Below are 11,870 nucleotides of genomic sequence, written 5' to 3'. Positions count from 1 at the left end.
GCCAGGGCACGCGCGTGGTGCGCCGTCGGCTGACGTGAACCGGACGCCAAGAAGATCAGGTCGGATCTCTCCGCTTGCGTCGGTCATCTAGACCGTAGAGCGGCATCGAACCAAGCAGCGCTTCCGGCCGTGCACGGGCGCGTTCCTCGACGCCGATAGCGAGTGCCAGCTGGATCAGGGCCGACCGCGCGATCTTCATCACTCGGATCGACTTCGCCTCCAGCAGGTCGCTGTCTATCGACAGGCCAAGCCCGTGCGACGATGGAGGGGTGCGCATCAGCGGCCAAGCCCAGCCCTCATGGACCTGTAAGTACTTGTGCTCGAGAGCGTTGCGGATGTCATGCAGTTCGCGCGCGTCTGGGCCCGTCGATTGCTTCAGCTGCTCATCGAAGAGATCCTTGGATAGCCAGTAGAGGCCTCGCAATGGCCGGTTCTCGCATTCCTTGAAGCGGTCCAGAAGCCGGGGCTTGCCTTCCACCATCCACACGTTGCGGAAGTTGATCCGGTCGGCGATCTTGCCGAGCTTCCAATAGTGATCGACGAGGAAGGCGACCTTGTCGAGCAGCGAGTAGGCGATCCTGAACGCCGTGCGCACGCGTTCGGTGGCCAGCGAGTGCATCGGGTAGTCGAGCGGGTCGAACAGCTGCACGCCGCCGTCCGAGTAGTGCACCCCCGTGTCCTGAAGCCCCTCGTAGAGCATGAAGCGGGCGGAGGCGTACTCCTGTTTCATCTGATTGAAGAAGCCGATGGCCGGGGGCGGCGTGACCGCGCCCGGGCGCTCCTCAAAGTTCTCCGTGATCGGCGGCAACACCAGATCGTCCAAGGCGGCGACCGAGTGCGCGCCGAGATCGTTAAGGGGGTTCAGGAAAAGCCGGCGTTCAAGGCACCACCCCCGGTAGGCGCGCTCCGCCTTGTTCCGTCCCAGCGACGGCCCATCCAGATCCTGCAGCTTTTGGACGCGCTCAAGATCCGCGGCCGCCGCGCAGCCCCTTGCGTCGATTGCGAACTGCTCGACCATCGAGTCAGGATAGACGGAATCGAAGATGGCACCGGACGCGGTCGCTGCGACCAGCCCGTCATGGGCGTGCAGCAACAGGATCGCCCGATCGCGGTCCTTATCGAGCAACTCCGCATAATGCTTCAGACCGTAACCGCGATTCGCCTGCGCCATAGCGAACTTCGGCATGATCCTGAGCGCCGCGTCCCAGCCCTCGATCGCGTCGATGAACCGACCCATCGTGTTGAGCTGGTTCGCGCGGTTGGTCAGGATCTGACAACGACGGAGCTCGCCGAGTTCGTCGAACCCTGGATGCGCTGCCGCGCGTGAGAGCGCCAGGACCTGCTGCTCACGCTCCCGATGCTCCCACGCCCACGAGCGGCGGGCGCCCGAAACTTCCTCCTTCACGCTCCAGGCATTCGCGCGAAAATACTCCAGGACCGCACCATGCCCGACCGTCAGGTTGCGTCTCGCGAGCTCGTCGAGCAGGTAGAGGGCCCGATCCGCACCCCGCGCGAACCGTGCGTCCTGCGACACATCGACGAGATTGGCGATGTGGGCGAACGCGGCACGGTCATCGAGCTTTGCGATCGAGCGGTCACGCAGCCGTTCGAGGTCTTCGGAAGTAGGCATTCATCACCTTATCTAGCGAATAGGTCTTTCGCACTGAAGATCAAGTCTGATGCAGATGTCGTAACTACCAGCCAGGATGCTGTTTCGCGAGATTTCTGCAAAGTCGATCAGGACCAGGATCATATCTACGCCTTTGCACGAGCGCGCCCAACGCTTTGATTGCAATCGAAGCCGAACCCGGTGAGCTTTGCTTCGGAGGACCACAGACGCTGATTCATGGTGCCTGTCGAGGAGGCGACGACGACCGCGTCTGTTCATCACGCAAACCGGCGAGTCGTCGATTGACGGCGAGACACACACCGCTTCGCAGCCGATGCAGATGGGCTTGGCCGAGGTCTCGGGCTCCGCGACCTCGGCGCACTCGATGTGCCGTTCTATTTCGCGCACTGTAGGAGACGGAACCAACCGATAAGGTTCAGCTGCCGTGAACGGGCTGCGACGCTTCCCTCGGCTCGGCCTCAACTTCGCGTGACAGCCAAATAGCTCTCCCCCACCCCCGCGACGAACGTTGACGCATCAAGGAGCGCACCGGCCTGCCGCTCCGGGCCCGCCCTGAAATCATGCCGGTCCGAGGATGTAGCACGCCAGTAGCCGAAACCTTGGTCGAACAGGATCACTGCCGCCGTGCCGTCGTCGTAGCTGATCGTCATCTTGCGTCCGTGCGGCGCATGGGAGTCGTCGTATCGGCAATCGAGCCGCAGGCGTTCGGCAAGTGCCTTCACGACATCGGCGCGGTCTCCCTCGTTCTGCCAGTTGTTCCCTATTTTAAAAGGGGCGCCACCGTACCGATCGTCCCGGAGCGGCTCGGTCATGACGTCGAACGGGATGAGAGCGCCCTTGGGCGCGAGCGCATCGCGCAGTGCCGCGACGGTTCGGAACATCAGCAAGACCGGCAGAGGTGCCTTCAGATACCGGTCGGAATAGCCGATCCCGGCTAGGTTGCCGGGCTTCCACAAACCGGCGGCCTCCAGGTCGTCCTTGAGAACCCGGGATACCACCCCTGCGCCGAACTGCTTCACTGGCCGGCCCGGATCGGACTGTATGATGCGGACCCGGTCGCCAGGCGCCGACGAGCGCTCCAGTGCGTCGGCGTCCACGCGGAGCATCTGCGGAAACGACGCGAGCGGCATCTCCACAAGCGGATGCTCGCTTCCCGATCCCCAGCCGGCATCGAGCACACGGGCGGCTGTGTCGCGGGTGAAGAAGCCGGTTGCACCACTGGACGCACCGATGACCGCCAACATGACGGCGCCGTTCGCACCCACGACCGGATCCGCGCTCCAAAGCGTGAAGCCGTGACGGAAAGAAGCGTTCCGCAGGCCTGCCCGCGCCGCGTCGTCCATCTGATCAAGCGCCCCTGACGGCAGGACAAGGCGCACTTCCGCACCAACCGTGCCCAGTGATCCGAAGACGGTGGAGAACGGCGTCTCGGCCAAGGCAGCCAGATCATAGTCCGGTCCGGTCCAGATCGCCGCCAAATCGCCGCCCTGCACCCGCCTGACAATGGCATCGGCCGCCGGAGGGCTGAGGACCGAACCTGGTCCTGCCGAGTCGTCCTCATCCGGCTCGCTCATGTCGGCGAGAAGCGTCGTCAGAAATGAAAGGGCGGCGCGGCGATCGATGATTTCCTGCTGCGCGAAGAGGTCCGCCACGAGGACGCACGAGGAGCATCCCGTCCTACATTCCATCGGGCAGTCGAGCACACCTCGCGCACCTTGCAGGACGACTGTGAGCTCGTCGAGCAGGCGGGGCGCGTAGCCGGCACCTCCCGAACTTTGATCGTAGAGGAAGATCGAGCATGTTGGAGCGCCGAGTGCCCCAGTGCGTCGCGCAACGCCCAGCCCGAGCTCGCGGGGCTCGATGCCTAGTCGCCGCGAAAGCGCTTCACGCACAGCGGACGCAAGCGCCCAGGCCGTCCCGAGGTCGGTCAGGTTCGCGGGCTGAAGCTCTGCCACGTCCGTCAGGACCTCGTGCCCAAGCGCCAAGGGACGCGTTATCGCAAACGTCTTGTCGTTGCCGGAACACCGACCGGCCCCACCCTTCGGTGGCATGAGCGCGTCATGAGCGGTAAGCGGTAGTCCGCCCTCCTCGGCCGCGCGGCCGCAGTCGAGGCATATCTTGTAGCCTTGCTTGCGCCGTCCCAGCGAATGGTGGAACACCATGCCGTCAGAGGTCGCCCTGACGCGTCCCAGGATAGGGTCGAGCAGAGGATCCCAGCGAGCCTCCCGGGCGGAGATGCGAGCCGGTATCGGCTCGATGTATTCGACCCTGTCGGTCTCGGCGTGTGGCTTCGCCTTCCAATCGACCCGGAAGCCCGCCGGCTCGAGGAACTGCTGCTGCTCGATACTCGTCGATCCGCACGCGTTGCACTGCTCGACCATCGTTCGCGAGCATCCCGCCTCGCCGCAGTCGCGACACGACCAGGACCACCGCACGCTCTGGATCTCCGGACTGCCATTGTCGTGGGCGGGCCGCTCCCAGTTCAATGTCACGCCCTCCGATGTCCAGACGAGCCCGTCGACCACGATCTCCGCTCCGGGCGCATACTCGCGGATGGCGACGTCGGCATTGCGGCTTGGATAGTCGTATCGCCGGTTCCGCGTGGTCTCGCCCTCGTCCTCCGACCGGTTGCGGTGCCTGTCACGGGCCTCGGCGCAGTCAGTGATGAACGGCACAACCGCGTTCGGGAATCCGTGACCTGGAAGCAGCGAACGGTTGGCGAGTTCCCTCAGCAGCGGTTCGCGGCACATCCGGCGCACCTGGATCTCAATCCCGGCCCGCGCGTCAGGTGCGAGCGTCCTCGCCTGCTCCCGCAGCGCCCGCCACTGCTCTCCGAATGAAGCAACCGCCGACTCGAACATCTGTGCGGCAGTGAGCAGCACCGATGCGTTGCCCTCAAGCGCCGTCCCCCTCGTCAGCGCGCGGATTCCGGGACCAGTGCTTGAGTCCGTGCTCGGCTGCGCCAGCCAGGCGAGGAATTGCGCGATCGGTGGATCGACGGGAGGATCTAGGGTCAGGCCTTGCGGGTAACCGAGGAAGTCACCCGCCTTGACACGTGTCAGCTCGCCGGACGCCTCGCGGAACCATCGCGCGAGGAGAAGCGCGTTGACGTGCCGCTGGACGATGCGCCGCGATTCAAGCTGTACCTTCGGCGACCGCAGCTTCGTGCCGAGGTAGGCCACCGGGTCCAGGAAGGCCTCGCGGTCCAGTGGGGTGTTGCGCGCGAAGGTGAGCGAGGAGGCGAACCCCTGGCCGCGCCGTCCCGCGCGCCCCACCCGCTGACGGTAGTTCGCGATGGAGGGTGGCACGTTTGTGTTGAGGACGGCCTCGATCGATCCGATGTCGACGCCCATCTCCATCGTCGTCGAGCATGCCAGGAGGTTGATCTCCCCCTTCTTGAACTGCTCCTCGAACTCGCGGAGCCGATAGGGCGGTTGCTGCGCCGAGTGCTCCTCGGCGCGGATGTAGGGCGCGAACGACGCAGCCCGATCGTGAAGGTCGGACCAAACGCCCGCACCGCGGAGTTCGACCACCAGCGGATCGTCGTGCGTGAACACAGCCAGGCGCTCACGTTCGATCCCGCTTCGAGGGAACGTGAGGGGGAGCTGCGGGAAGGTGAGCTCCCGCGGCTTCTGGTCGGCGCCGGCAGGGCCCCCGCGAAGCCCGTACGGGCTCCGCCCCAGGGCGAGCCGTGGGAGCACTCGATGCGTCACCGGGCACAACCAGGCCGAACGGACCGGCGCAAGGGACGCCCGGCCAAGGTCGAGTGAAAGGGCGGAGGCCGTGCTCTCTAGTAGCGGACGCACCTGATCCCAGGCGGACTGGAGTATGTCATCGATGGTCGCGCGATCCTCGGCCGATGCGCTGTCCAGCCCGAGTGTCTGTTCCAGAAGCAGGACCGCATTGGTCTTCGGACCCGACGCCCCCGCTCGGGGCCAGACGATGTCCGATCCATTGCGGCGGCTCTGGCCAGGCCCCACGATGCTGCGCACGAAGGCTTGCCTCGGCAGCAACCACCGCGCATCGGCCCAGCTGATGTTCAGAACGAAGTTGGTCCGGATGGCAGCATCCACTAGGAAGTAGAGATAGTCGCGCCAGTCCCCGAGGCCCAGGCCCTTTCGCGTCAGGGCTTCCGGCACCCGCGCCTGGGTCAGCTTCTCGATCGGCGGAAAGACCAGCTTGGCGAAGCCCAGCGTCTCGATCGCGTTCGCGCGGCGCGGCCGCCGTGCAAGCTCCCGGAGCAGGAGGTAGTTGGCAAGCGCGTCGGGATCACGGTGGAACCGCTCGTCGCGATCCGCATCCCACACGCGGCCAATCCACTGGCGAACCATCGGCTCGCTGCCTAGGTCGCGAACCGCCGCCGTCCACGGGACGCTCGCCTCGACAACGCCCTGGCCCAGCTCCGCCTCAACCTCCGCGAGATACGGCGCGAACATCGCGTCCCCCTGCGCGAGCCTGGCGAACTTGTCCCGCTTCTCCTCCAGCTCCACCCTCAGCTCGGGTGAGAGAGTCGGCGGCGCCGATGCCTTCTGCACAAGATGGTAGACGAAGGAACGGACGTAGCTGCGCTCCGACATGGTCTCGATGTTCGCCGCGAAACGGGCCGTGCCCTGCCGGCTGTCGGTGAAAGAGATCAGCTGACGCCCTTCCGCGGGAAGCTCGATGCCCTCGATCCGGCTTGCGGACACCCCTTCCAGCATGGTCGGTGTCGCGTTCTGGATCAGGAAGGGTGCGCCGAAGCGGAATGGCCACAGCGGTCCGCTGGAATTGGTGCCGGGCGCCGCGTGACAGCGAGCGCATCGTCCGTCATCGACGGGTCGGCTCATCCAGACCGGGGTCCCCTCGCCCTTGCGCTCGGGAAGACGCCCGTCGCGCGGGTCCACGCCGCGCAGCTGAAGGTCCGGAAGCGCGCGAACGCCAAGAAGCCTGCGCTGGCCGTCCGCGGAAACGCCGGTCGGCTCCTGGTCCTCCGCCTCACCGTCATCGGTCTCGGCATCGCCATCATCCATCTCCCGCGCGCTGGCGGCGGCGAACTCGTCACGGTCCGGGGTCGTCGCCGCGGGAAGCAACCTGTCACCATGGTCGTACGCGTTGAGCCACGGCTCCCCGCACTCGCGACAGCTGACGATCTCGTACAGCTGGCCTCCGCACACGCCACACCTATCGTCGGCCTGAAACGATATGCTGCCATAGGGCCACTCTTCAGGGCGTTCGCCCGGACAACCCACGTCCAGACAGGACCAGAGACCCGGCACCGCTCGCACGAACTGGTGCACGCGGAGCGGCAGCAGTGGGCCATCCCCCCTCGCCCCTGGCCGCGGGGTCGCGACACCGTGGATCAGCAAGGACGTGTCCAGCGCCGCGCCAGCGATCTGGCGGGCGCGGGTCAGCGACATAGGCCCACGCTCGGCCTCTTGCACGAAGGCTTGCACCGTGGGATGCGCTGCGAAGTCGGCGCGCGCCGGATCCGCTGGCCCGACATCCGAGGACGGCGGTGGAAGGGCGACATCCTGCCGATGTCCGATCACCACGCTGACCTGAGATGTCGGAACGCCGGCCAGGTCGGCAAGGTAGCGCTGCAGGTCGGCCTTCGACTTCTCGTCAGAGCCGCCAATGGTCGCCGATGTCGCGACGAAACGGACGTTCGCCGCCTCGACGCCGAACGTCTGCAGCACGCGCCGCAGCAGAAGCGAGACCTCGGCAGCTGCGGATCCGACGTAGCTGTGCGCCTCGTCGATGACGATCCACCGGAGAAGACCCTGCGAGGCCTCGACGATCGGATGGTCCTCCTTCCGGATGGTCATGTATTCGAGCATCGTGCTATTCGTGACCAGGACCGGCGGGGGATCGCTGCGAAGGGTACGACGGTAGAGTACCTGCCCCGGGTGGTCGGCCTCCGCCCGGTCGCGCTCGCTCTTGCGGTTGTCCGTCATGAGGCCGTTGTAGAGCGCAAAGCGGATGTCGCCGCCGAACGGCGCGATCCACCGGCGCAGGCGCTCCTCCTGGCTCGCGATCAGCGCGTTCAGCGGATAGAGCATCAGAGCGCGCACACCCGACAGCCGACCACAAACGTCGACCTCGCGCGCCAGGTCGTCCAGCATGGGCACGAGGAAGCATTCAGTCTTGCCGGAACCCGTGCCGCTCGAAACGAGGACCGACCGCGGCTCCTTTGCTAGCAGGTGCGTCCAAGCCTCGATCTGGTGCGCGTATGCGGGATAGTCGAAGCGGTACGGGTCACCCTCCCTTCCCACGAGCGCATCAACCACGCGCGGGTGGAGGAGGCCGCCGCGAAGGTCCTGGGGGGATCGACCGGACGAGACGAAGCCTGCGGCACCCTCGAGTGCGGGCTCGGCGAAGAGTGCGCCCCGGGACACGTCGGTGGATGACAGCCGGGCGCGGAGGAACGTGTTGAGGCCATCATGCCGGATGCCGGCTTGGGCAATCACCGCGGCGGCCACGCGCTCGCGCAGACGCGCATCGACCTCGAGCGGGCTCAGGGTAGCCGAAAAGGGGGCTGCGTCTGCCATTTAGCGATACTCCTCAAGCGTGGCGGCGAACGCCTCGCGGAACCAGCGCGGATGGCGCCGTCCTATGTCCTTGACGCACCTGATCTCGGCATCGTCGAGCTCGACCCGCTGCATCGCGGATAGTGCCGCGGCGACGGGTGCATCCAGCGCACGCCAAAAGTGCTCTCCCACTCCCCATGCCGGAAGCAGGCCCGCATGTCGCCGCCGAAACGGGTTCTGCATGTCCTGTATGCGGTCGTCGGATCTATTCAGGAAGGCGTTGGAGGCCACGACGAGTTCGTCGTGTTCGGACTTCAACCCCAATAGCGGCGCCAGGGCGGACTCCTGTTCCGCAATCGCTTTCCGACGGTCGCTCACCATCCGGGCCACCAGCAGCGGGTCGTCGGGTGCGGTCTCGAACAGGTACTCGGCCATTGCGCCCGCGGCCTCCTCCCAGCACCGGGCAGGTACCAGCGACCACGCCATCGGAAGCCCTTCGGTCAGCCGAATCAGTGCATCGAGGTCCTTCGCCGCCGCGTGGAACAGCATCATTGTGCCGAGAAGCGGCCGCTCGCAGATCAGCGCCAGGATGTCGAACGTCGCGGGCGGCATGCCGTCAAGCGAGAGCGCGAGATCGGTGGCCGCCCTTACCAGGTCGCGGCTCTCGCGAGAGGTCGGTTCCCTCAAAGTGTCGTCGATGAGCCCGCCGATCGCCGCCAGCCGCGGCTCCCGCTCCTGGACCGCCATCGCCCGGCCGAGCGCGGTGGTCGGCGCCACCGCCATGTCGCGCCCACGGATGAACTGCGGGCAGCTGAGCACCCGCTCGTTGGCCCGGAGGTAGACGAGCCAGTCGCCGTGCAGGGTCGGGAGCTCGAAGGGTCTGTGCATCCCGCTGGCGAGCAGGCCGTAGGAACCGAAGTCCCGCTCAGCCGCGGGTTGGGCCAGAGCTCGCCCGACGATGCGGACGTCGCCCTCGACCACGGCCCGATCAGGACACCATCCACGTCCCTCCTTCTGGAGGATGTGGTCGAACTCCTCTACGAACCAGAAGTCCTCGTGGCCATCATTGAACTTGAGCCTCACCGTCGCGCGTATGTCGCCGAGCGGCCTGAGCAGCGCCGCGAGGTCGTCGCGGATCGTGGACATCGGCAGCTCGCCGTCGACCCACCAGCTAGAGATCCCCTGCACCACAGGCCTCCGATTGCGGTCGAGGAGATCGGCGAGCAACTCGCACCTGCCGTCGGCGCGTGCGACGAAGCGGTTTATGGTCGAGAGAGAGATGCGCGAGCCGCGCTGCAGTGGACCAGCGGACCAGTCGTCTATCCAGGACTGGTGGGGAAGCGCGATCGATATCTCGACAGGGGCCTGTCCGTCAACGAGAAGGCGTAACGTGGTACTCGATCTCGTGGTCGCACGGGTCGCAAACCGCCAGCTATCGACGCCGACCTTGGCACCTCCGTCCATCTCCATGCGGCCCGGCCATCCGGAGACGCTGAGATTGAGCCATTCACCGACCCGCCGGCGTTCAATCGCGAAGGCCGCTGGCAGAACGACGGCGTCGCCCCGGGCGCGGATGTGCCCACTAAGCTCATCGCGCCACGCGAACTCGCAGAGGCCGTGCGACGGAGCGAGAGCGTTGGCCTGCCAAGTGGCAGCCCCGGCCGCGCGCCAGACCAGCTCGCCCGGCGCCGCCATCCTCTCGCGGTTACCGTCCCGCAGTCGAAATGCGGGTGCCCCGACGAATAGAGGCAGCGCGGGGTCTACACTCGAGCACTCGCGAGCGACGGTGCCCAGGATGAGCAAGCGATCGCGGTGCTCTCCCTTCTGCCCAGCGCGGACCAGATACCGGTCTCCACGCTCGGACGTGACGAGGGCCGCACCTTCGACGATCCAAAGCGACCGCTCGCCTTGAGTGCCACCGGCGAGCAATTCGGAAGTGCCCAGCTCGCCATGTGCGACGCAGGTCCACGTTCGCGGCACGTCGACGTGCACCCGGTCCGGCCTGTACCCTCCGCTTCCGACCCCAAGTAGCGTCAATTCCAAGCGATCGTCCACGCCTTGGTCGCCGTCCGCCACGTACACTCGCACGCCGGCTGGGACCGCCTCCCCGCCGGGCAGGCCGAACGGCTCACCCACCCGCGCGCCGCCGCCGCGCAGCTCCGCCGTGACCGCGATCGACAGTGGTAGGTCGAACCTGCTCCGCGTCGTGCTCGGTCTCGCAATCCAGGTGCCGTCTCCGCCCGGATCCGCAGTTGCCAGTTCGCCGGTGACATGCCGCGCGAAGTCACCGGACGGGAAGAGGCGCAGCCGGCTCCAGTCTTCCCCGAGGTTTCGCGAGATCGCCCTCCCCTCGACGTCGTTCAGCGTCCCGATGAGCTTCAGCTCCACCAGCTCCCTCCGCCCGTCCGTCGTCACATTGAGCAGTCGCCGCAGTCCGACCGCGCCTGTCCCGCCCCGCAGGACTGCAGTCCGCATCAGACCGTCCACCAAGCTCAGCCCCGCCTCACTGCTGACGCCGACAGGCAATTCGTCACGCCAGGCCGGATGGTGCCGGTCGAGCCATAGCGACGTGAGCGATCCCTCGGGCGCGCCTTCCGCATCCGCGAGGCGGCGCAGCCGGACGATCTCGGTCGCGAGCTCGGCGGACACGATCCGTATCTCCTGATTGCGCCAGGTCTCGGGCACTAGGATCATGATCGACGAGGCGATACGCTCGGCGACGTCGAGCGAGGCGTCCGGCTCGGCCAGCAGGGCTCCCACGAGACGCTCCAGGAACCGCGGCGCCCAGCCCGCCCCCTTCCCCTCGAGCGCGGCGAGCGGGAAGCCGCCCTGCCTGGCAATAGCCGCGAGACGATGATGCGTGCCGTTGATGCGCAGCTCCGGGATGCGCCAGTGTCGAAGTCCGATGTCGGTCAGCTTCCGGTAGTTAGTCCAGTTCCCGCGCAGCTCGAGCGGCACGCCGAGTGCATCCCAGCGTTGGCCGGTGCCGTCATAGCACCGTCGGAACCACTCGGCCGCCCAGAGCACGAACTGAGCCGCCAGGACCTTGTCGGGTGCGAACATCAGGGCGGAGGCGCGCGTCTTCAGCTTCGCCTGAAGCTCGGCGAACCGATCGTCCCGAAGTCGGTAGGCGTGCAGCGGGCGCCCGTCGATCGCTGGTAGCTGGAGATCGGCCAACCACTGCGGGAGCCCCGTGGCAGCGGTCGCCGGTGCCGTACCGAGCGGGCGCCTGAGAGCACCGGAGGACCTTCGCAGGATGAAGCGCAGCGCCACCGCCTTGTTGCGCAGGCGCTGAGCGTCGGGTGCAGCCGACGCCTGCAGCTCATCAGCGATCCGGCCAAGCTCGTCGACATCCGTCCTGGCCGCTTCAATGCGCGCTGCATAATCCGCCCCGTCCACCTTGCCCCCACCCCCACCATACAAAGTCGGCTATCCGCTAAACTACCAAGTGACGTAGCGACAGCTTCTACACTACGAACGATGCCTACCCGAGAGGAGAGGCAGACTTCGACTAATCGCCCCGCCCTGTTCCATTCTGGTCGGTAATCCAATGCTTGCCATAGCTGGCTAGCGATCTGGATGCTGTCTCGAGAGAACAACGCGTCTTCACGGGCTTAGAAAGCAAAGAACGCTTCACCGCAACGCCCCTTCGGGTACGTGCCCGGGCGAGCTTAGTGAATAATGTCCGCTTACACCGGGTGAGCACCTGTAAGCGGCCATCCCGGTCTCCTGAA

At 66.4% G+C, this 11,870-nt stretch carries 3 protein-coding genes; all 3 read right to left on the bottom strand.

What is annotated here, in order from left to right; genetic code table 11:
- Positions 1 to 55: 55 nt before the first annotated feature.
- The 3 genes from EJC47_RS18745 to EJC47_RS18735 all read right to left on the bottom strand — a co-directional run bounded on the left by EJC47_RS18745 (position 56) and on the right by EJC47_RS18735 (position 11,535).
- The gene (locus tag EJC47_RS18745; protein WP_185867729.1) at positions 56 to 1,630 is read right to left on the bottom strand and encodes an LA2681 family HEPN domain-containing protein; all 1,575 of its coding nucleotides are present in this window, start codon (positions 1,628 to 1,630) and stop codon (positions 56 to 58) included.
- Positions 1,631 to 2,088: 458 nt separating this feature from the next.
- Positions 2,089 to 8,157 (bottom strand): DEAD/DEAH box helicase, encoded by a 6,069-nt coding sequence (locus tag EJC47_RS18740; protein WP_126849277.1) that lies wholly within the window; start codon positions 8,155 to 8,157, stop codon positions 2,089 to 2,091.
- The gene (locus tag EJC47_RS18735; RefSeq protein ID WP_126849276.1) at positions 8,158 to 11,535 is read right to left on the bottom strand and encodes an STY4851/ECs_5259 family protein; all 3,378 of its coding nucleotides are present in this window, start codon (positions 11,533 to 11,535) and stop codon (positions 8,158 to 8,160) included.
- Between the last annotated feature and the right edge of the window lie 335 nt (positions 11,536 to 11,870).

The sequence above is a fragment of the Sphingomonas sp. TF3 genome, from assembly GCF_003985085.1.
Classification (GTDB): domain Bacteria; phylum Pseudomonadota; class Alphaproteobacteria; order Sphingomonadales; family Sphingomonadaceae; genus Sphingomonas.
This window is presented reverse-complemented; position numbering and strand designations above follow the sequence as displayed.

What these genes read in the sequence shown, in the direction of transcription:
- EJC47_RS18740 (WP_126849277.1), bottom strand. Translation starts at nt 8,157, where the DNA reads ATGGCAGACGCAGCCCCCTTTTCGGCTACCCTGAGCCCGCTCGAGGTC.
- EJC47_RS18745 (WP_185867729.1), bottom strand. Translation starts at nt 1,630, where the DNA reads ATGCCTACTTCCGAAGACCTCGAACGGCTGCGTGACCGCTCGATCGCA.